Genomic DNA, 20,068 nt, shown 5'->3' with positions numbered 1-20,068 from the left:
GCGGGGGCACGACCGCTCAGGGCGGCCGAGCGGCGCGCCTCACCTGCGGCGCGCGCTGGCCGGCGCGAGTGCCGGCTCCACGATGTCCCGGAAATCGCGGGGCAGCTGCACCACCACGTCGTTGAACTCCCCGCCGGTGATCGCCTCGCGCAGGGTGGTGAACACGGCCCGAATGGTGTCCCGCGCGGCGTTCTCGTCGATGTCGGCCCGTCGGGCGACCCGGGCGACGAACTCGGCCGCCCCGAACCGTTCGGCCGCCTCGGCACTCGGGTGGGGCTTGAGCACCCGCTGGAGCCCCTTCGGCAGCTGCGCGGCGAGATCCAGCAATTCGCCGCCGGTCAACCGTTCGGCCAGGGTCTCCAACGTGGCCCGGGCCAGCTCCGCCGCCCGCTCCTCGGACGTCCCGGTACGCCGGGCGACCTGGTCGACGAAGGTGAGGTATTGCATCGGTGGTGCCCCCTTCGGTCTGCGGATCGGCCGCCTACCCGCCACCGGGGCGCGGAAACGACGGGATTTTCCGCCCGTCCCGTGCGTGACCGGCGGCCCGGCGGGTAACCGCCGCCGGTCGTGACCGCAACCGAGGCGCGAGGAGCCCGACTCATGGCGAGTTACACGGACGTCCTGGACTACCTGTCGGCGCTGGACTATCCGGCCGGCAAGGACGACGTCATCCGGGAGGCCGAACGGGAGGGCGCGCCGCCGGACGTGTTGCAGGCGCTGCGGGCGCTGCCGCCGGTGGACTACGCCAACGGCAATGAGGTGGCCCGCTCGGCGGGCATCGACGCCGCGCCCGAGGTCGACCGGTCGCAGCGCGCGGCGCAGGCCCGGGACAAGCACAACCGGGTCTCGCAGCACGTACGCGGCATCTGACACCCGCCGGTGCGGAGCCCGGGCCGCGGCGTCCCGGACGGGCACACCCCGGCCAGGGTCCAGCTCGCCGTGATGGGGCTGGTCGGGGTCGTCTGCGGTGGACTGTTCGGGGTGCTGGCCTCGCCGGCACTCGGCCCGCTGGTGGGCTGGGACGCCGCCGCGCTGGCCTGGCTGGCCCTGCTCTGGGGCCGGCTGTGGCGGCTGGACGCCGCCCGGACGGCGCGGCTGGCCGTGAGCGAGGATCCGAATCGGGCGGTCCGGGACGTGCTCCTGCTGGTCGCCTGCATGGCCAGCCTGGTCGGGGTCGGGGTGGTGCTGACCAAGGCGCACGCCGCCCGCTCCGGCCTTCCGTTGGACGCCAACGCCGGGTTGGGCGTACTCAGCGTGGTGGTCTCCTGGTTCGTGGTGCACACCTTGTTCGCCGCCCGGTACGCCCGGCTGTACTACAGCGGCACGCCGGGCGGGGTGAACTTCCACCAACCCGAACCGCCCTGCTACGCGGACTTCGCCTACCTGGCGTTCACGGTGGGGGCCACGTTCCAGGTCTCGGACACCGACCTGTCCAGCACCGAGATGCGGCGGACCGTGCTCGCCCACACGCTGCTCGCGTACCTCTTCGGATCCGTCATCATCGCGGCCACCGTCAACCTGGTGGCCAGCCTGGCGCGATGAGCCCCCGACAGGCGGGCGCCCCGGGTCACGAACCGCGACCTGGGGCGCCACGCAGCACCTGTCCTTGGTGGTCCGCGCCCGAACCGGGTCGCGACCATCAAGCGGTGGATCTTCGCCCGAACCGGGCGGGCATCGCTGCCACGATCATCATACAATGCAACATCAGCCGAACGGGTGACTATCGCGAAAGTGTGTCCCGCCGCACGTCCCGATCAACTCGTCAGCTCCGCGTACCGCTTCTCCAGGTCCACTCGGGCCAGTGCACCCACCAGCCAGGCCAGCCGCTCCGACTCACCGCTGCCGGCCAGCCCGGCCAGGTCGTCGGCGGAGCGGCCGAGCCCCAGCCGGCGGGCCGCGACCAGGGCCCGCTTGTCGGCCACCGGCGCCACCTCGCGCCACACCGCCTGGGCCTCGCGCAGGAACAACTCGATCACGTCGTCGTCCACACCGGGCAGGTCGCGGAGCAACCGCCGTTCCCGGGCCGGATCCTGCTGCGCCGCGGTCCGCAACCGGCGCAGGTCGCCCCGGTAGCGGTCCACGACGGCACGGGCCAGGTCACCGAGCACGGTGGCCAACTGGTCCACATCGCCGCGCTGGCCCGCCTCGCGCAGCACGCGTACCCGGTCGGCGTGCAACGACCGGGCCAGCCGGGCGGCGCTGTCCCATCCGCTGTCCCGGAGCGCCACCGCACTGTCGACCGCCTTGCGGAAGTCGCCGCGGCGGGCCAGCAGAACGGACAGGTAGAGCACCTGGAAAAGGGAGGACGGGTTGTTGATGACCCGGAACCCGTACCGTTCGGCGAACCCCCGGCCGTCCCCGGCGAGCCGGCGGACCAGCCGCTTCTTGTCCTCGATGCTGGAAATCACACTGGTCGGCATGCCCGGGTCTACCCGCGCCGGGGCCAGGCATTCAGCCGAGCACACCGCCGCTGCGGTCCCGCGCCTTCAGTCGCGTGGTGGGCAGCGCCGGGGCCGGCAGCGGGGGCGCCGGATCGTCGGCGACGGCGCCGAACCGGCGGCCCGCCATCCAGTCCTCCCGGGCGGCGGCGACCTCCTCGTGTGAGCGGCCCACGAAGTTCCACCACATGACCAGCGGCTCCTCGAACGGCGTACCGCCGAGCAGCAGCAGCCGGCTGCCCGGGGCGGCGCGCAGGGTCAGCACGGCCCGACCGGAGCCCAGGTAGAGCAGCGCCCCCGGCGCGAACGGCACCCCGTCCACCTCGGCGGAGCCGGACATCGCCAGCAGGCCGTACTCGAAGTCACGGCGCAGCGGCAGGGTGGCCGGCGCCGGGCCGCGGACCTCGAGCTGCGCGCCCACCAGCGGGGTGTGCACCACGGCCGGCGAACGCTCGCCGCCCACCTCGCCGACCAGCAGGGTCACGTCGAGGTCGCCGTCGCGCCAGCGGGGCAGCTCCGCGTGGTGGGCGAAGTCCGCCGCGCCGGCCCGCGCCGGGTCGGGCAGCGCCACCCAGAGCTGGACGCCGTGCATGACCGGGGGGTGCGCCGCCGGTGACCGCTCCGAGTGGGCGATGCCGTGACCGGAGGTCATCACATTGAGCTGCTCCGGGCGGATCGGCTGGACGTTGCCCAGACTGTCCCGGTGCAGGATTTCTCCGTCGAGCAGCCAGGTGACGGTCTGCAACCCGGTGTGCGGGTGCGGCGGCACCTCCATGCCCGGCCGCTCGGCGACGTCATCCGGTCCGAAGTGGTCGACGAAGCACCAGGCGCCCACCATCCGCCGCTGCCGCTGCGGCAGCAGCCGCCGCACCGTGGTGTAGCGGCCGAGCGGCACGTCGTGCCCGGGCAGCAGCACGCTGCCCGGGTCGGTGGGCGCCGCGCCAGGTGGGACGGTCTGCGCCGGCAGCGATTCGGTACGGTCCACCGCCCGACTCTACGCGCAGCTCGCCGGGTCGGTCACCGGGTTCACGGCCTCCGCGGGGCCGACGCGGAGCGGGTGCACGGGCTGGCGATCACCGCGCCCGGCGACCCGCCGGCCCGGTACGCGTCGGCGTGGGCGCCGCGTGTCCCGCCGCCGGTCGGCGGGGCGTGGAGGTGGTCGCTCCGCTTTCGGCGGACGCCGGTGTGTTGTCGCGGGTGCGCTGGGTCAGTACGACGCAGGCCAGCACGACCAGCGCCGCCCCGATCGAGGCCGGGGTGACGGTTTCGGCGAGCAGCAGCGCGGACCAGAGCAGGGTGAGTACCGGCTGGGCGAGTTGGAGCTGGCCGACCTGGGCGATGCCACCTCGGGCCAGGCCCGCGTACCAGGCGAAGAAGCCCAGGAACATGGAGATCGCGGTGAGATAGCCGAACGCCGACCAGGCGGCGACGTCGGCGTGCGGGGGATTCGCCACGGCGGCGACGAGCGTGATGACCAGGGTGACCGGCAGCGAGAGCAGCAGCGCCCAGCAGATCGTCCGGGCGCCGCCGAGTTCCCGGGCGAGCGAGCCGCCCTCGGCGTAGCCCAGCCCGCACAGGACGACCGCCGCGAGCAGGAACAGGTCGGCGGTCGACAGTGCGCCGTGCACCGCCCCGCTGGTCATCAGGAAGGCGAGCACCGCGACCAGCCCGCCGCCGCTGGCGACCCAGAACAGCGGCGGTGGGCGCTCGCCGGCCCGCAGTACCGCGAACACGGCGGTCATGGCGGGCAGCACGGTGATGACGACCGCGCCGTGCGCGGCGGTCTGGGTGGTCAGTGCCAACGAGGTGAACAGCGGGAAGCCGACGACGACGCCGACGGCCACGATCGACAGCCGCCGCCACTGGCGGCGGGTGGGCCGCGGCGCGCCGGTGAAACGCAGATACGCCCAGGCCAGTAGCGCCGCGCCGACGGCCCGGCCGAAGGCCACGAACCACGGGTCGAGGTGCCCCACGGCGACGCGGGTGGCGGGCAGCGACATGCTGAAGGCGAGCACGCCCAGCGCGCCGAGGGTGAGGCCGATGAACCGTTCCGCCGTTACCGTGGCGGCCACAGTAGCGCTACTCTTCCGCTTCATGGACAACGGTAACGCAGTGGATCGCGTTATCCAAGATCTGCGCGGGCTGGCGGCCGCCGCGGCCGCCGGCACACGGCTGCCCTCGGTGCGCGAGTTGACCGCCCGGCACCAGGCCTCACCGGTCACCGTCGCCGAGGCGGTCCGGCAACTGGTGGCGCAAGGACTGATCGAGACGCGACCGGGGAAGGGCACCTTCGTGGCCGCCCGGCCGGACGAGCGGCGCGCACCCGACCTGTCCTGGCAGACGGTGGCGCTCGGCGCCCGCAGACCGGGCGAGGAGGAGATGCAGGCGTTACTGGCGTTACCGCGGCCGGGAGCGATTCCGCTGTCCGGCGGCTACCTGGACGCCGATCTGCAGCCGGCCGCGGCGCTCGGCGCCGCGCTCGCCCGCGCCGCCCGGCAGCCCGCAGCCTGGCAGCGCGGACCGGCCGAGGGACGCGCGGACCTGCGCGCCTGGTTCGCCCGCGAGGCCGGGACCGGGCTGCACGCCGACGACATGGTGATCTGCCCGGGCGGGCAGGCGGCGCTGTCGTCGGCGTTGCGCGCGCTCGCCGCGCCCGGCGACACCCTGCTCGTCGAGTCTCCGACGTACCTGGGGGCGCTGGCCACGGCCCGGGCGGCCGGGCTGCGGGTGGTGCCGGTGCCCGCCGACGCCGACGGCGTACGCCCGGACCAGCTCGCCGCCGCGTTCGCCCGCACCGGCGCGCGACTGTTCTACTGCCAACCGCTGCACGCCAACCCGTCCGGTGCGAGCCTGGCAGCTCACCGCCGGGCCGGGGTCGCCGACGCCGTCCGAGACGCGGGCGCATTCCTGATCGAGGACGACTACGCCCGCGACCTCACCATCGACGGAGAGGGCCCGCCACCGCTGGCCGCCGACGACCCCGACGGGCATGTCGTCTACCTGCGCTCACTGACCAAGTCCGCCGCTCCCGGGCTGCGGGTCGCCGCGATCGGTGCCCGCGGCCCGGCCGGTGCCCGGCTGCGCTCGGCCCGGTTGCTCGACGACTTCTTCGTGGCCGGTCCGCTGCAGCAGGCCACGCTGGAGTTCGTCACCGCCCCGTCCTGGGCCCGGCACCGCCGTACCCTGCGCACCGCGCTGCGGGCGCGGCGTGAGGCGCTGCTGACGGCGCTGCGCCGGCACCTGCCGGAGCTCGCCCCAGCGATGATCCCCCGTGGCGGCCTGCACCTGTGGGTCCGCCTGCCCGACGGCACCGACGACGTCGCACTGGCCGGCGCGGCTGCCGCCGAAGGCGTCATCGTCTTCCCCGGCCGCCCGTGGTACGCGGCCGAACCCCCGGCGCCGCACCTGCGCCTGACCTACGCCGCGGCCCCGCCCGAGCTCATGGACGAGGCCGTCCGCCGCCTCGCTCGCGCCGCCGAAGCCGTCACCGACGCGCGCCGGCCACGAGGCCAGCCGCCCGCACCATCCGGCCGATTCACCAACCCGCGGTGAGGATCAGGGTGCCACCGGCAGGTCAGCTCGGTGTCCCCGGCGCCCGTTGGCGCCGTCCAGCCAGTCACGGGAGGCTCGCGCGCCGTCCCAGATCAACTCGTCCACGGGATCAGTGAACCGGACGATGGTGATTATCGTATCCGGGGGCGGTCGGCGCGAGGCCGATCCGGTGGGGCGACGGGGCAGCCCGGGACCGGAAGGGACGTGTCGGGTGATGCCGGAGACCATCGAGACGGTGTTCGCGGGCGTGGTCAGCCGCAACCCGGGTGAACCCGAGTTCCACCAGGCGGTACGGGAGGTGCTGGAGAGCATCGGCCCGGCCCTGGCCCGTCACCCCGAGTACGCGCACGCACGGATCATCGAGCGGATCTGTGAGCCGGAGCGGCAGGTCATCTTCCGGGTGCCGTGGGAGGACGACCGCGGCCGGATCCGGGTGAACCGCGGCTTCCGGGTGGAGTTCAACAGCGCGCTGGGCCCGTTCAAGGGCGGGCTGCGCTTCCACCCGTCGGTCTACCTGGGCATCGTCAAGTTCCTCGGCTTCGAGCAGATCTTCAAGAACGCGCTGACCGGCCTGCCGATCGGAGGTGGCAAGGGCGGCGCGGACTTCGACCCGAAGGGCTGCTCGGACCGGGAGGTGATGCGCTTCTGCCAGAGCTTCATGACGGAGCTGTACCGGCACATCGGCGCGCAGACCGACGTGCCGGCCGGCGACATCGGCGTCGGCGGTCGGGAGATCGGCTACCTGTTCGGCCAGTACAAGCGGATCACCAACCGGTACGAGTCGGGGGTGCTCACCGGCAAGGGCCTGTCGTACGGGGGCGCGCAGGTGCGCCGGGAGGCGACCGGGTACGGGGCGGTCTTCTTCGCCGAGGAGATGCTGAAGCAGGCCGGGGACAGCCTGGAAGGCAAGCGGGTGGTGGTGTCCGGCTCGGGCAACGTGGCGATCTACGCCATCGAGAAGGTGCACCAGCTCGGCGGCCGGGTGGTGGCCTGCTCCGACTCGCACGGGTACGTGCTGGACGAGCAGGGCATCGACCTGGAGTTGCTGCGGGAGCTGAAGGAGGAGCGCCGGGTCCGGCTCGACACCTACGTCAAGCACGTGCCGGACGCGGTGGCGGTCACCGGTCGTACCGTCTGGGAGGTGCCCTGCGACCTGGCGCTGCCGTGCGCGACGCAGAACGAGATCGGCGGCGCTGAGGCCGCGGCGCTGGTGGCCGGCGGCTGCATCGCGGTGGTGGAGGGGGCGAACATGCCCACCACGCCGGAGGCCGTGCGGATCCTGGGCCGGGCGGGGGTGAAGTTCGCCCCGGGCAAGGCGGCCAACGCGGGCGGCGTGGCGGTGAGCGCACTGGAGATGCAACAGAACGCCAGCCGCGACTCGTGGACGTTCGCCCAGTCGGAGCAGCGGCTGCGGGAGACCATGCGGGACATCCACGCCCGCTGCTGGGCCACCGCCCAGGACTACGGCCTGCCGGGTGACTACGTGGCCGGCGCGAACATCAACGGTTTCCGTCGGGTGGCGGAGGCGATGCTCGCGCACGGCCTGGTGTGAGCGACCACTGTGGGCGGCCGGGCGACCGTGGGTGGAGGCACGTCCGTCACGGCCGCCCGGCACCGGCCGGCGGGTCGTCAGGAGAGGGGGCGCAGTCCCGCTTCGAAGGCGCCGCGCATGCCCACGTACCCGTTGATCCGCTTCTCAATCTCGGCATAGTGCGCCCGCTGCCCGGCGGACACCGCCGGGTCCTTGGCCGCGCCGACCAGGTCGACCACGCGAGCCGCCGGGCGGTACTCCATCCAGGTCGGCAGCACGCTCACATTGGTGACCTCCCAGCCCCCGGAAGTGGTGCGGGTGAAGGTGAACTCGGGCACCACGGCGTCCTGGGTGTTCTCCGGGGAGCCGTCGTCGAACCGGGCGGTCAGGTTGCCCATCCCGTAGGCGACCCATTTCCGGCCGATCTTCTCGAACGGCTGTACCACGTGGACGTGGTGTCCGATGATCAGATCGACGTCGGGCGAGGCGAGCAACTCCTGGGCGAGGTCCAGCTGGTCGTCGTTCGGCGCGTTCTGGTACTCGGTCCCCCAGTGCATGGAGAGGATGACGATCTCCGCGCCCGCCGCCCGCGCCCGGTGCGCCGCGGCGAGGATGGCGTCCCGGTCGATGAGGTTCGCCGCCCACGGCTTGCCGTCCGGCAGTGGGATGTCGTTGAAGCTCAGCGCGTACGACAGCTGGGCGACCTTCACGCCCGCCACGTCGAGGATGTTCGTCCGGGCCGCCTCCTCGGCGCTGCGGGCTGTGCCGGCGTGCCGCAGCCCGACCCGGTCAAGGTTGTTCAGGGTCCGGGTGATGCCCTCCATGCCCGTGTCCAGCGAGTGGTTGGATGCCGTGGAGCAGGTGTCGAATCCGGCCCAGGCCGCCGCGTCGGCCAACTCCGGCGGCACGCTGAAGGCCGGCCATCCGGTGAATGGGCCCTGCGGATCCGCCAGCGGTGTCTCCATGTGACAGATGGCGAGGTCGGCAGCGCTCACCCGGGGACGAATCGCACTGAGCACCCGGGTGAAGTCGTGCCCGGTACGGCCTGCTGCCTGCGCGTCGGCGGCGGCCTGCTCGGTGAGCGGCGGGTGCACCAGCAGATCACCGGCGGCCACCACGGTGAGCTGGTTCTTCGGTGCCGGGGCCGGTGCCACGGCGCGTGGGGTGGTGGGCGGTTTCGGAGCCACTCGCGCCGAATCGGTGCAGGCCCCGGTCAGCAACGCCAGCATCGCCGCAAGGCCGAGCTTCATCCTCATCTCCGGAAGTCTTCTCAGCTCCGGTCCGGCAGGAAGGGCGAACGCGAAAGGACCCCTCCGAAGGGGGAGGGGTCCTTTCGCATTGCTGCGTGTCCACCTCGCGGAACCGGCGGTATCCGGCACCCGCCGACACCGCCACATGCCCGACCCGGCGCCGGCCACGGGCGGGCCCGCCCGCGAGACGGCGCGGGCTACCGGTCGTCCGTCTGCTCGGGCACGTACCAGCCGCCCCGGTACACGGTCCCGCGAGGCGGCTCGACCGGGACCGACCGGGACCGTCGCGCCCGGCGTACCCGGCTGAACACGAACCAGCCGACCGCGCCCACGCAGACCACGATGACGACGTTCTGCAGCGTCCCGACGTACGTCTCGACGACGTGCCAGTTCTCGCCGAGCAGGTAGCCGGCCAGTACGAAGACGCTGTTCCAGATCAGGCTGCCCAGCGTGGTGTAGAGCAGGAAGATCGGCACGGGCATCCGTTCGACGCCGGCCGGGATGGAGATGAGGCTGCGGAAGATCGGAATCATCCGGCCGAAGAAGACCGCCTTGACGCCGTGCCGGAGGAACCACGCCTCGGTACGGTCGACGTCCTCCAGCTTGACCAGCGGCAGCCGGGCCACGATGGCGCGCATCCGGTCCCGGCCGAGGGCGGCGCCGATGCGGTAGAGGGCGAGCGCACCCAGCACCGAGCCGAGGGTGGTCCAGAGGATCGCCCCGAGCAGGCTCATCCGGCCCTGGCTGGCGGTGAATCCGGCCAGCGGGAGGATCACCTCGCTGGGGATGGGCGGGAAGAGGTTCTCCAGGGCCACGGCGAGACCGGCGCCGGGGCCGCCGAGCCGTTCGACCAGGCCGGTGACCCAGCCGACGGGCCCGTCGCCGGCCGGCTCCGCGGCCCTCGGGGCGTTGACACGGGGGCCGAGCAGGAGCTGTGCGTTTCCGATCATCCGACTACGTTACGGTCCGGCGCGACCGGCGACCACGAAACCGTCGCCGGTCGCCTGCGGAGGAGCAGAGCGTCCCGCCGCGCGGCCCGCCACCCGCAGGCGCGGACCAGGCGACACTCCATTGAGCACGGGCGATCGTGTCGGACCGGTGACCTACGGTGAGGCGGTGGGGCCGCCGGCCCCGGAGAGGAGAGGGCCGATGACTCGCGCACCCGTCGAGGGCACCATCCGGTCCGCCGACGGCACCACCATCGCGTACGAACGCAGCGGCTCCGGGCCGACCGTGGTGATGGTGGACGCCGCCGGCGGATTCCGTGAGATGGGACCGATGCGTCCCCTGGCCGCCCGGCTGGCCGACGAGTTCACCGTGGTCTGCTACGACCGGCGGGGCCGGGGCGGAAGCTCGGACAGCGCGCCCTACCACGTGGACCGCGAGGTCGACGACCTGCGGGCGCTGGTCGAGGAGATCGGCGCCCCGGCGTGCCTGTTCGGCTTCTCGTCCGGGGCGGTGCTGGCGCTGGTGGCGGCCGCGCGAGGGCTGCCGGTGGACCGGCTGGCGCTGCTCGAGCCCCCGCTGGATCTCGCCAGCGCCCCGACCGGCGAGCCGGGGCTGGCCGCGGAGATCGCCGAGCTGGTCGCGGCGGGCCGCCGGGGCGACGCCGTGGCGCACTTCCAGACGAGCATCGGCGTGCCGGCCGAGATGACCGAGGGCATGCGGGAGAGCCCCTGGTGGCCGGCGCTGGAGCGGCTGGCCCACACCCTGGTCTACGACCTGACGATCGTCGACGCGCTGCCGGCGGAGGAACTGGCCCGGGTCACCGTGCCGACTCTGGTGGTCGACAGCGAGCAGAGCGACGCGCGGCTGCGCGAGTGGGCCGCCGGCGTCGTGGCGGCGCTGCCGCACGGCCACCGGCGCAGCATGCGCGGGGAGTGGCACCAGGTGCCCGACGCCGACCTGGCACCCGTGCTGGCGGACTTCTTCGCCGGCCGCGCCGACCTGGCCGGGCCGGCGCAGCGCCCGCAGAGCGGACAGGTGACAGCCGACGCGGGGCGGTGACGCCGACGGCCTGGCCCACGAGGACCAGCATCGCCGGCCGCCAGCCCGAGGACGGCGGCGGGGTGATCCGGCGCGGTCGGCCGGCTTAGCCCTCGTCCTGGCTGCCGCCGCGCACCTGCGCGTACGTGTCGAGCAGGTCCTGGAGGTCGGCGGCGGTCCGCTCATCGATCTTGTCGTCCTCGACCGCCTTATCGATGCGTTCGCGCAGGTCCTCGATGCGCTCGGCGCGGTCCTTCGGCTTGCCCCGCTCCAGCTCCCGGGCCTTCTTGAGCAGGTCTTCGGCCGTCTTCCGATCGATGTCGCGGCTGGCCACCGCCCGGGCGACCAGCTCGCCAAACCGTGCGGCGAGCTCACGGAGGGTGGCCGGCACCGGCTGGGTGGTGGCCGGCTCGGTGGCGGTCGGCTCCGGGGCGGACGACTCCGGCGTGGGCTCGTCGGTGGGCGTGGTGATGCTCGGCCCGGCGGCCGGCTGGTTGCCGGAGTTGTTGTCGAGCAGCAACGCGCCGACCAGGCCGAGCAGGAGCACCAGCCCGGCCGCGACCAGCATCCCGATGGGCCGGTTCGACCGGCCGGGCGGACGCGACAGCGGCGGCGCGGCCGGGCGGGCCGGCGCGGCCGCGCGGTCGATGAGGGTCGGCGGGTGCTCGGCCCGGACGACGGTGGGCAGGATCGCGGTCGGCGGGTCGGCCGGCTGGCCGGCGCCGAACCGGGTGGCGAGCTGGGCGGCGGTGGGCCGGTGGGCCGGGTCGACGGAGAGGCAGGCCAGGGTGAGGTCGGCGACGTCGGCCGGCAGCCCCGGTACGTGCAGCGGCGGCACCGGGGGCCGCCGGGCCTGCACGTCGAGCACGTCGTCCCAGGTCTGCACGGGCAGCGGAGCCCGCCCGGTGAGGGTGCGGTAGAGCAGCGCGCCGAGGGCGTACACGTCGCTGGCGGGGTTCGCCGGGCCGGGCGTCATCCGCTCCGGGGCGAAGTACGCGGGGGTGCCCATCATCAGCTCGCCGGTCTGGCCGGCGAGGGGGTGGCGCGGACCGGCGAGCGTGGCGATGCCGAAGTCGAGCACCTTCGCGCCGGTCTCGGTGAGCATCACGTTGCCGGGCTTGATGTCGCGGTGCACCACGCCGATCCGGTGCGCGGCGGCCAGGGCGGCGGCCACCTGGCCGGCCAGCCGGACCGCCTCCGGCCAGGCGAGCGGCCCGCCGGCCAGCCGGTCGGCGAGGGTCCGCCCCTCCACCAGCTCCATGACCAGGTACGGCACCACCGAACCGTCCGGCAGGGTCGCCTCGCCGTAGTCGTAGACCTGGGTGACGTGCGGGTGGGTGAGGCGGGCCGCAGCGCGCGCCTCGCGCTGGATGGTGGCCCGCAGCTGCGGGTCGGCGGCGAGTTCCGTGGCGAGGGCCTTGACCGCGACGGGGCGGTGCAGCACCTCGTCGTCGGCGCGCCACACCTCGGACATCCCGCCGAGCCCGATGCGCTCGCGCAGGACGTACCGATCGTGGAGCCGCAGCGTGGATGTGAACGGCGACATGATGGTCCTAGTCTGCCTGGCGATCCGCGCGCCCCACCAACCCGGTGCCCGGTTCCGCCCCGAGCAGGCACTGGTGGGCGGAAACGGCGGTCGCCCGGGTGGCGCCGGCACCCCGGGCGAGCCGTCGAGGTCAGGGCGTGCAGGACGGCACGGAGGCCGGGTGGGGTTCCATCCGGTCGGCGAGCCGGCGCAGGGCGCCGGCGACGGCCAGCCGGGTGGGGGCCAGGCGGGGCGCGCGCGGCCGGTCGGGGCGGACCGGCGCATCGGGCCGGGCCGAGTTGACGTGCCGGGTCACCGCGTCGACTGCGAGGACGAAACCGGTGGGCTGTTCCATGGTCAGCTCCTGGTGACGGGACGGGTGGAGGTTCGGATGACGGGTTCGGTGGGGAGCAGTACGTGTCCCGCGGCCGGATCGGCCGGCGGGGCCAGCAGCAGCGCGGCGGCGAGTCGCCCCTTCTCCTCGGCCGGTTGGCGCACGGTGGTGAGCCCGGCGGTGGCGGCCTCGGCGATGTCGTCGAAGCCGGTGACCGAGACGGGGTGGGCCAGTCGCGGGCCGATCTCGGCGAGCGCGTCGAGCACCCCGAGGGCGAGCACGTCGGAGCAGGCCAGGACGGCGGTGGGTGGGTCGTCGCCGGCCAGGACGGCAGTGACGGCGGCGGCCCCGGCGGCGCGGCTGTTGCTGCTGGCGTTGAGGACGGTGATCGCCGGCCAGGGCACGCCGGTGGCGGCGAACGCGTCGGCGAAGCCGGTGAGGCGGCCACGGGTCGTCGGGTGCGGCGCGTCGGACGGGTCGGCCAGGCGGAGCGGCCCGGGCGGGGCGTCGGGCAGCACGGCGTCGCCGAGGAGGGCCACGCGGCGGTGGCCGAGGGCGGCGACGTGCTCGGCGACGGACCGGGCCGCCGCGCGCTCGTCGATGCCGACGTAACGGTCGGTCGGGCCGGCGTCGGCGCGGGACGCGGTGGTGACGTAGGGCAGTCCCCGGTCGCGGATGGCGCCCAGCACCCAGTCCTCGTCCCCGACACAGTAGACGCAGAAGCCGTCGACGGCGGCGTTCTCGACGGCGGCCCGGACCCGGGTGTGCTCGGCCGGCAGCGGGACGAGCAGCAGGCTGGTGCCGTGCTGCTCGACCGCCGCGCTGACGCCGGCGAGGAAGCGCACCGCGAACGGGTCGGTGAAGGCGTACGACAGCTGGGAGGTGAAGAGGACGCCGATCGCGCCGACGAACCCGCGGCGCAGCGATCGGGCGGTCGGGTCGGGGCCGGGGTACCCGAGGCGCTGCGCGGCGTCGAGGATCTTCGCCCGCAGGGCGGTGGAGAGCTGGTCGGGGCGGCTGTAGGCGTTGGACACGGTGCTCCGGGACACGCCCACGGCGTCCGCGACGTCCTGCAGGGTCGGTTTCACCGGACCGTCACCCCTTCTGGATCGATTCAGAACTGTATCGATCCAGAGATTACCCGCGCGGGTCGGCGCGCGTCAATGCACATCAGGGACTGGCCGGGGCCCCGGCCCCGGCCGGCAGGCGGATCAGCCGGATCAGGCCGAGAACTCGTCCCGGATCTCGACGAGCAGTTCCCGGGTACGCTCCGGCGGCTCGGCCTCCACGCAGAGCCGCTCCATGGCCAGCGCGTAGTAGTCGAGATCGTCGCGCTTGTCGAGGTAGATCGCGCTGGTCAACTGTTCGATGTAGACGACGTCCGGCAGGTCCTGGTCGCCGAAGCGCAGGATGCTGAACGCGCCGCTAGCGGCGGCGTGCCCACCTGCGGCGAAGGGCACGATCTGGAGCTGGACGTGCGGTTGGGCGGTCGCCGCGATCAGCGCGTCGAGCTGCGCGCGCATCACCTCGGGGCCACCGATCGGCCGGCGCAGGGCAGCCTCGTCGAGCACCGCCCAGAGCTGGGGCGGCTTGTCCCGGCGCAGCACCTCCTGGCGCTTCGTCCGCAGGCTCACCCGCCGGTCGATCTCCTCGTCGGGAGCGCCGCGGTGGCCCAGCAGGATCACCGCCCGGGCGTACTCGGGGGTCTGGAGCAGACCCGGCACGAACTGCACCTCGTACGTGCGGATCAGCGCGGCGGCCGCCTCCAGCCCCAGGTAGGACTGGAACCAGCTGGGCAGCACGTCGCCGTAGCGGTGCCACCAGCCGGGGCTGTTCGCGTCCCGGGCCAGCCTGAGCAACGCCTCCCGCTCCTCGGCGGCGGTGACGCCGTAGAGGGTGAGCAGATCGGCGACATCGCGCTCCTTGAAGCCGACCCGACCCAGCTCCATCCGGCTGATCTTCGACTCCGAGGAGCGGATCTCCCAGCCGGCGCTCTCCCGGCTCACTCCAGCGCCCTCGCGCAGGCGCCGCAGCTGCGCCCCCAGCAGCATGCGCAGCACCGTCGGCCCGCTGGCCGGATCACCCGCGGGTACCGTCGTCACCTGGCCGTCCTTCGCATGCCGACTGTCGCCGGCCGGACGCCCCGGCCCGGCCGACGTGTAAGCATGCCATGACCCCTCAGTGAGGTGAACCCCTCCGAACGGCCGACCCGGCCGGTCAGCCGGCGGCGCGGCGGGTGATCAGGTCATCGAAGTCGCCGTCGCGGGCGCCGAGCACGAAGGCCGCGATCTCGTCCACTGTGTAGATCAGCGCGGGCCCTTCGGGGTGCCGGGAGTTGCGCACGGCGATGCCGGCGCCGCCGGGCAACTCGGCCAGCTCGACGCAGTTGCCACTCGGGTTGCTCCGGCGACTCTTCTGCCAGCGCAGCGGCGGCAGCTGACTGGTCGGTACGCCATTCTCAGGCTGCTGCATGGGGCGTCTTTCTGTGCAAGAGCCAGCCGATGCCGCGGGGAGGAGCGGTGGGTGGCGACGCGGGTTCTGTCGACTGAGGAGTGAGATGCACGTGCATCTGCTATTGCATCTGCATTGGACAGCAAGCATGATAACCACACGTGCGGTGTACCCACAGGTTCACTCTGGGTTACCCGGACCCCGGTTGCGACCGGGGAAGACACGGGCCTGGCGCGGTCGGCCCCAGTGCCGCCCGGCGAGGCCGAGAGCTGCGGTAAAGGAGGGCGTGTGCCGGATCCGATGACCATCGCCTCCGGTCTCTCCGCCGCCGGCGCCATCGTCTCCGCCTGGCAACTGCGCCGCCGGGCACTGCGGGCGGAGACGCAACTCGAGCTGCTCCAGGCCGAACTGGAAGCCGAGCGGCACGCGGCCAGCCACGACCCGCTCACCGGGCTGCCCAACCGCCGCGCCTTCTTCCGGCTGGCGGCGGCCCTGCTGACCGACGCCGCCGGCCAGCCGCTGGTGGCGATCGTGCTGGACCTCGACGACTTCAAGCAGGTCAACGACCGCTACGGGCACGCCGCCGGCGACCAGGTGCTGATCAGCACGGCGCAGCGGCTGTCCGCATTCGCCGGGGACAACCTGGTCGCCCGCCTCGGCGGGGACGAGTTCGCCGGCCTGCTCGCCAGCCCGACGGTGGACCGGCGGTGGATCGAGCACGCCACCCGCAGGCTCTGCGAGGCGCTCGCCGCGCCGATCCCGCTGGGCACCCGCACCGTGCGGGTGACCGCCTCGGTCGGGCTCGCCCCGGTGCACGGTCCCGCCCAGCTCACCGACGCGCTCTGCCGGGCCGACGCGGCGATGTACCAGGCGAAGAGCCTCGGCGGCGGCCGCGCGACCCGCCAACTCGTGGAGACACCCCACCTCGCCGAGTGCTGACCGGCGACCCGGCCGCCAGCCGGGGGCGGGTCAGCCGTCCCAGCGGCCCAGGTCCCGCAACGCCTGACGGGCCAGGCCGACCAGGCCCACCGGCGACAGCAGGCCCGCCACGATCTTCAGCGCGCGGACCCGGTCGGCCGCGGACCGCCCGGCGTCCGCCACGTCGCCGGCCCAGCTCCAGATGTCGTCCAACGCGCGGACCCCGAGGTGGTAGGCCAGCCGGACCGGATCCAGCTCCACCGGGCCGTACCCGTCGAAGAAGGCCGCCTGCTGCGCGGGAGTCACCGGCGCGAACGCGAGCACACCGCCGACGACGAACATCAGATCCCGCTCGCGCGGAGCGAGCACCGCGTCGTCCCAGTCGATCAGCCAGACCCGCCCGTCGGGGCCGAGCAGGAGGTTCCCCAGGTGCGGGTCGCCGTGGCAGACCACCAGGTCCGCCGGACGGGACCGCAGCTCCGCGCCGAGCCGGTCCACCCGGTCGAGCAGGATCGCCAGGTCATCGGCCCACTCCCGCCAGTGGGCCGCCACGGCACGGGTCCACGGATCGGCCGACCGGTCGTCCACTGCCCGCAGCCGGCGGTCCATCTCCCGAACCGCCGCGCCGATCGCCGCGTGCGTGTGGTCCTCCCGGGGCAACCCGGCCAACTCGTCGGTCGCGGTGGCCGCATGCGTCGCGGCCAGCACCTCACCGTACGCACGCCAGTGGGCGGGGTGCATGCCGCCGCCGAGGGCCCGTTCGTCCGACGCCCACGGCACGACCGACAACCGCCGCCCCTCGTGGACGGTGCACACCTCGCCGGACGCGGTGGTGAGCGGTGCGACGATGCCCGGTACGCCCTGGCGGGCCAACTGCGCTGTCACCAACAGCCCGGCCGGCGTGCCGCCGCCGCTCAGCTTGACCGCGTAGTCGCCACCGTCGGCGGTGGTGGCCCGCCACAGCTCGGCCGTGGGGTCCGCGCCATACCCCACGGGCACGGCAGAGACCAGGGCCAGGCCGAAGTCCTCCGCCACCCACCGGGCAAGCCGCTCATCCACACTCGTCGTCTCGCTCGTCACCGGGCCAAGATGCCATTCCGCAGACCGGTGGGCGAGCCGTTATCGCCAGCCGTAACCGGCACGAAGCGCCTGGCCCACCCGGTCGAACCGCCGCCGGTCCAGCACCGCGCCCTCGCGGCGGATGCTGTCCTCGCGCATGGTGAGCACCCGATCGAGGCGGACCCAGCTCGGGCGCTGATCCCGGTCCCACTCCCCCGGGCCCAGGGCCAGCCAGTGCCGCTGGCCGTCCCGGTCGCTCTGGCTGGACAGCATCAGCCCGAACAGCGTCCGGCTCTGCCGGCCGACCACCAGCACCGGACGGTCCTTGCCCTGCCGGGGATCGTCCTCGTACGGGACCCAGGTCCAGACGATCTCCCCCGGGTCGGCCTGCCCGTCCAGCTCCGGGGCGTACGACAGCTCGCGCCGCTGCAGCGCGGCGACCTGCCGGCGCCGGGCGACCTGGGCCGGGATCGGCCCAGCGGTCGGGGCCGGCACGGACCGGCCACCGGTGATCCGGCCGAACCGGGACGCCACACTCCTCAACAGACCTGCCACGGCGGGCAGCCTATCCTCCGGGCGCACCGGCTACCCAGCCCCGGCGGCCGCGCGGGCGTGGACTCGGCGAGCATCTGCCGGTGACCGTTCCCGCCCCCCAAATCCGAGAGAGCTACGCCGGTCCGGACTGAAGCGTCGAGGCGTGGGGTGCGCCGGGATGGTTGACTCGGCCTGGTCAGAAGCGGAGGTGGTCGGCATGACCTTCGAGGTACGCACTAGCAGCTTGCCGGGCCGGCCGGCGGCGATCGGCTCGGCGGGGCCATTCACGCTGGTGGTGGACCGCCCGGCGGACGGCGGTGGGGACGGGCTCGGCTTCAACGGCGGGCAACTGCTCTATCTGGCCGTCGCCGGCTGCGTCTCCAACGACCTGTTCCGGGAGGCAAGCGCGGCCGGGATCGCCCTGCACCGGGTCGAGGTCACCGTGCACGGCGACTTCGCCGGCGACCCGGCCGTCTCCACCGACGTCAGCTACGACGTACGGGTCGACGGCGACGCAAGCGAGGCGCGGCTGCGCGAGCTGGTCGCCCGGGTCGACGCGATCGCCGAAATCCCCAACTCGCTGCGCCGGGGCACCGCGGTGCGGCTGCGGCACGCCGAGGTGACCGGCGCCGCCGACGCGTTGTGACGCGAGCCACGCGGGGCCAGGCGAACCGCGCAGGCCCCGGTAAGGCGATTTGGGCTGACGCGAGCCGGGCGGGGCGAATCGGCCGGGGGCGGGGCGCGGTCAGGCCCGGCGGCGGGCGAGGACCAGGGTGGTACGCAGGTCCAGCACCACCGTGCCGCCGAACCCGTCGACGGCCGCGCCGACCGCGGCGAGCACCAGCTCGCGCAGCTCCGGAGGCCGCCGCAGTTGGGGTGAGAAGGTGCTGACCAACCGCTGGTACGCCGCCGTGTCGAGCGGCACCGCGCGTTGGAAGCGCACCGACCGGACGTCGGTGAAGAGCCCGCTGTCCGCGATGTCGGCGCGGAACCAGTCCTCCGGACGGTCGTGGTGCGGCTCCGGGTCCGCCGACTCGAACGCTGCCCGCAGTCCGGCGGCGTGGTCGGGGTCGACGTAGTCGTAGCGGTGTGCGAAGACGGCCAGGGTGCCGCCGAGGGCGAGTGCGTCGTGGGCCCGCCGGTTACGGATGGCCGGGTCCAGCCAGTGCCAGGCCAGCGCGCAGGCCAGCGCCGGCACCCCGCCGGGCGGCGCGGTCCACTCCTCGAAGGGGGCGGTCACCACCTCGACGTCGGGGAAGTGAGCCGCCAGCACCTGGGCCATCCGGCGATCCGGCTCCACGCAGGTCATCGGTGCGCCCAGGGTGAGCAGCGCCCGGGTGGCCAGGCCGGTCCCGGCGCCGATCTCGACCACGGCGCTGGGTGTCCCGCCGTGGTACGCGCGGATCGTCTCGACCAGGTCGGGTGGGTAGCCCGGACGGGCCTCGTCGTAGTCGCTGGCCACCTCGCCGAAGAGCTCAGACATGATCGCCATCTTCGCAGGGGTGGCCCGCCGCCGCTGATCCTTCAACGTGGATTGCCGGCGAGTCGACTGGACGGGGTGCGGTGCGAGGTCAACCGGCCTGGTGCCCCACCTCTCGGCTCGGTTCGGCTGGCACGGTTGCTGTACATCACTGCTGTACTGCCGGTGTCAGCCGAGCGGCATGGTGCGTTACACGGTGGCTTCAGATGATGCGTGACACTCCGCCGAGTCCCCCGCACAACCACGAAGAACATCGCTAGATTCAGGCCCGCAAGCCCGAGCCCTCACGACGGCGACTCCCCTCGGAGATCCCCAATGACCGAAAGCGACCCCCGCGCTTCCCAGCCCGGCGACGAAGCGGCGACGAACGACGATGATCCGGCCCTCCCGTCACGGCACAGACGTATTGTCGTCCAAGTTCTGGTGGCCACCGTGCTGCTGACGCTGACGGCAATGGCGGTCCGGACGACCCGCTGGTGGGGCTGCACGTTCCCCCCTGGTGATCAGGCCGCAGCGGTGACGGCATACCGGAAGGACCCCGCATTCTCGCTGGCTCCACCGAACGGTCGGCTGCTCGAGGAGACGTCCAAGACGCATGCCTGTGACCACCGCACGGGTTCCCGAGAACGGGAAGAGGCGGCAGGGCCGGAGTTCGCAACCGTTTGGCGTCAATACAGCGCGGACCGCGCGTACACGGCGGACGAACTCGCCGTCCTCGTCGGGCCAGACGTGCAGGCTGCGGGCTGGCAGTACCAGGTGGGTGACGCAGGCGAGGGCAACGTGCGGTATTGCAAGACGTTCAACGGGATGGCCACGCGCCTGGATGTGACCAGCCTGCCCGACGGCACACCGGACCACCGCGCGACCTTCATCGTCCTTATCGACGGTCGCCCGGAGAGCACAGACTGCTAAGGGCGCGTCTCATTTGGATGGTCGTTGGCCTGGGGCATGATCTGCTCCCGTGGACGAGGCCATGATCCGCACGTGGGCGCCGGATGATCTCTGGGAGA

Annotated in this window: 22 protein-coding genes; 8 read left to right on the top strand and 14 right to left on the bottom strand. The window is 73.5% G+C overall.

Annotated elements, in window-relative coordinates; translation table 11 throughout:
- Window positions 1–39: 39 nt before the first annotated feature.
- Window positions 40–447, bottom strand: coding sequence for a DUF2267 domain-containing protein (locus ABZ783_RS33540; RefSeq protein ID WP_073836542.1), 408 nt, complete (start codon window positions 445–447; stop codon window positions 40–42).
- A 153-nt stretch (window positions 448–600) separates the two neighbouring features.
- On the opposite strand from ABZ783_RS33540, the gene ABZ783_RS33535 reads away from it, so the two are divergent.
- Both ABZ783_RS33535 and ABZ783_RS33530 read left to right on the top strand, forming a co-directional pair.
- Window positions 601–870, top strand: a complete 270-nt coding sequence (locus tag ABZ783_RS33535; RefSeq protein WP_357445842.1) for a DUF2795 domain-containing protein — start codon at window positions 601–603, stop codon at window positions 868–870.
- Between the two features lie 9 nt (window positions 871–879).
- A complete protein-coding gene (locus ABZ783_RS33530; RefSeq protein WP_357445839.1) occupies window positions 880–1,542 on the top strand; it encodes a DUF1345 domain-containing protein in 663 nt (220 codons plus the stop codon).
- Between the two features lie 212 nt (window positions 1,543–1,754).
- On the opposite strand, the gene ABZ783_RS33525 is transcribed toward ABZ783_RS33530, so the two are convergent.
- The 3 genes from ABZ783_RS33525 to ABZ783_RS33515 form a co-directional block, all read right to left on the bottom strand.
- Window positions 1,755–2,420 (bottom strand): hypothetical protein, encoded by a 666-nt coding sequence (locus tag ABZ783_RS33525; RefSeq protein ID WP_357445837.1) that lies wholly within the window; start codon window positions 2,418–2,420, stop codon window positions 1,755–1,757.
- Between the two features lie 31 nt (window positions 2,421–2,451).
- Window positions 2,452–3,423, bottom strand: a complete 972-nt coding sequence (locus ABZ783_RS33520; protein ID WP_357445834.1) for a pirin family protein — start codon at window positions 3,421–3,423, stop codon at window positions 2,452–2,454.
- 88 nt (window positions 3,424–3,511) lie between these two features.
- Entirely contained in the window at window positions 3,512–4,510 is a 999-nt protein-coding gene (locus ABZ783_RS33515; protein WP_357445831.1) for a DMT family transporter, read from the bottom strand.
- 22 nt (window positions 4,511–4,532) lie between these two features.
- Between ABZ783_RS33515 and ABZ783_RS33510 the strand changes: the two genes are divergently transcribed.
- Both ABZ783_RS33510 and gdhA read left to right on the top strand, forming a co-directional pair.
- The gene (locus ABZ783_RS33510; protein ID WP_357445828.1) at window positions 4,533–5,990 is read left to right on the top strand and encodes a PLP-dependent aminotransferase family protein; all 1,458 of its coding nucleotides are present in this window, start codon (window positions 4,533–4,535) and stop codon (window positions 5,988–5,990) included.
- Window positions 5,991–6,204: 214 nt separating this feature from the next.
- Complete coding sequence (gdhA, locus tag ABZ783_RS33505) at window positions 6,205–7,542, top strand: NADP-specific glutamate dehydrogenase (RefSeq protein ID WP_357445825.1); 1,338 nt, start codon at window positions 6,205–6,207, stop codon at window positions 7,540–7,542.
- A 77-nt stretch (window positions 7,543–7,619) separates the two neighbouring features.
- Here the strand turns inward: gdhA and ABZ783_RS33500 are convergent, their stop codons facing one another.
- Window positions 7,620–8,777 carry a CapA family protein gene (locus ABZ783_RS33500; RefSeq protein ID WP_357445822.1) on the bottom strand — a complete coding sequence of 386 codons (1,158 nt, stop codon included), beginning with the start codon at window positions 8,775–8,777 and terminating at the stop codon, window positions 7,620–7,622.
- Between the two features lie 191 nt (window positions 8,778–8,968).
- The gene (locus ABZ783_RS33495; protein WP_357445817.1) at window positions 8,969–9,721 is read right to left on the bottom strand and encodes a DedA family protein; all 753 of its coding nucleotides are present in this window, start codon (window positions 9,719–9,721) and stop codon (window positions 8,969–8,971) included.
- 199 nt (window positions 9,722–9,920) lie between these two features.
- Here ABZ783_RS33495 and ABZ783_RS33490 point away from each other — a divergent pair, with 199 nt between their 5' ends.
- The gene (locus tag ABZ783_RS33490; RefSeq protein ID WP_357445814.1) at window positions 9,921–10,778 is read left to right on the top strand and encodes an alpha/beta fold hydrolase; all 858 of its coding nucleotides are present in this window, start codon (window positions 9,921–9,923) and stop codon (window positions 10,776–10,778) included.
- A gap of 85 nt (window positions 10,779–10,863) precedes the next feature.
- Here ABZ783_RS33490 and ABZ783_RS33485 read toward each other — a convergent pair whose 3' ends face one another.
- The 5 genes from ABZ783_RS33485 to ABZ783_RS33465 form a co-directional block, all read right to left on the bottom strand.
- Entirely contained in the window at window positions 10,864–12,303 is a 1,440-nt protein-coding gene (locus ABZ783_RS33485; RefSeq protein ID WP_357445811.1) for a protein kinase, read from the bottom strand.
- Window positions 12,304–12,433: 130 nt separating this feature from the next.
- Entirely contained in the window at window positions 12,434–12,637 is a 204-nt protein-coding gene (locus tag ABZ783_RS33480; protein WP_357445808.1) for a hypothetical protein, read from the bottom strand.
- Window positions 12,638–12,639: 2 nt separating this feature from the next.
- The gene (locus ABZ783_RS33475) at window positions 12,640–13,704 is read right to left on the bottom strand and encodes a LacI family DNA-binding transcriptional regulator (protein ID WP_357445805.1); all 1,065 of its coding nucleotides are present in this window, start codon (window positions 13,702–13,704) and stop codon (window positions 12,640–12,642) included.
- A 132-nt stretch (window positions 13,705–13,836) separates the two neighbouring features.
- The gene (locus tag ABZ783_RS33470; RefSeq protein ID WP_357445802.1) at window positions 13,837–14,718 is read right to left on the bottom strand and encodes a helix-turn-helix transcriptional regulator; all 882 of its coding nucleotides are present in this window, start codon (window positions 14,716–14,718) and stop codon (window positions 13,837–13,839) included.
- Between the two features lie 115 nt (window positions 14,719–14,833).
- The gene (locus ABZ783_RS33465) at window positions 14,834–15,088 is read right to left on the bottom strand and encodes a DUF397 domain-containing protein (protein WP_357445799.1); all 255 of its coding nucleotides are present in this window, start codon (window positions 15,086–15,088) and stop codon (window positions 14,834–14,836) included.
- A gap of 267 nt (window positions 15,089–15,355) precedes the next feature.
- Here ABZ783_RS33465 and ABZ783_RS33460 point away from each other — a divergent pair, with 267 nt between their 5' ends.
- Entirely contained in the window at window positions 15,356–16,006 is a 651-nt protein-coding gene (locus ABZ783_RS33460; RefSeq protein WP_357445796.1) for a GGDEF domain-containing protein, read from the top strand.
- A gap of 30 nt (window positions 16,007–16,036) precedes the next feature.
- Here ABZ783_RS33460 and ABZ783_RS33455 read toward each other — a convergent pair whose 3' ends face one another.
- Together ABZ783_RS33455 and ABZ783_RS33450 are read right to left on the bottom strand one after the other, a co-directional pair.
- Entirely contained in the window at window positions 16,037–17,065 is a 1,029-nt protein-coding gene (locus ABZ783_RS33455) for a phosphotransferase (RefSeq protein ID WP_357445793.1), read from the bottom strand.
- 39 nt (window positions 17,066–17,104) lie between these two features.
- Window positions 17,105–17,599, bottom strand: a complete 495-nt coding sequence (locus ABZ783_RS33450) for a type II toxin-antitoxin system PemK/MazF family toxin (protein WP_073836525.1) — start codon at window positions 17,597–17,599, stop codon at window positions 17,105–17,107.
- Window positions 17,600–17,795: 196 nt separating this feature from the next.
- On the opposite strand from ABZ783_RS33450, the gene ABZ783_RS33445 reads away from it, so the two are divergent.
- Window positions 17,796–18,224, top strand: a complete 429-nt coding sequence (locus ABZ783_RS33445; protein WP_357445789.1) for an OsmC family protein — start codon at window positions 17,796–17,798, stop codon at window positions 18,222–18,224.
- Between the two features lie 99 nt (window positions 18,225–18,323).
- Here the strand turns inward: ABZ783_RS33445 and ABZ783_RS33440 are convergent, their stop codons facing one another.
- Window positions 18,324–19,061: a methyltransferase domain-containing protein gene (locus ABZ783_RS33440; RefSeq protein ID WP_357445786.1), complete on the bottom strand. Its 738-nt coding sequence runs from the start codon at window positions 19,059–19,061 to the stop codon at window positions 18,324–18,326.
- A 312-nt stretch (window positions 19,062–19,373) separates the two neighbouring features.
- Here ABZ783_RS33440 and ABZ783_RS33435 point away from each other — a divergent pair, with 312 nt between their 5' ends.
- On the top strand, window positions 19,374–19,970 hold the full coding sequence (locus ABZ783_RS33435) for a hypothetical protein (protein ID WP_357445782.1): 597 nt from the start codon (window positions 19,374–19,376) through the stop codon (window positions 19,968–19,970).
- Window positions 19,971–20,068: the final 98 nt, after the last annotated feature.

Origin of the sequence: Micromonospora sp. NPDC047738, assembly GCF_040642675.1 — a bacterium.
Classification (GTDB): domain Bacteria; phylum Actinomycetota; class Actinomycetes; order Mycobacteriales; family Micromonosporaceae; genus Micromonospora.
The sequence above is the reverse complement of the archived record's forward strand: the minus strand, read 5'-3'. Positions and strand labels throughout refer to the sequence as shown.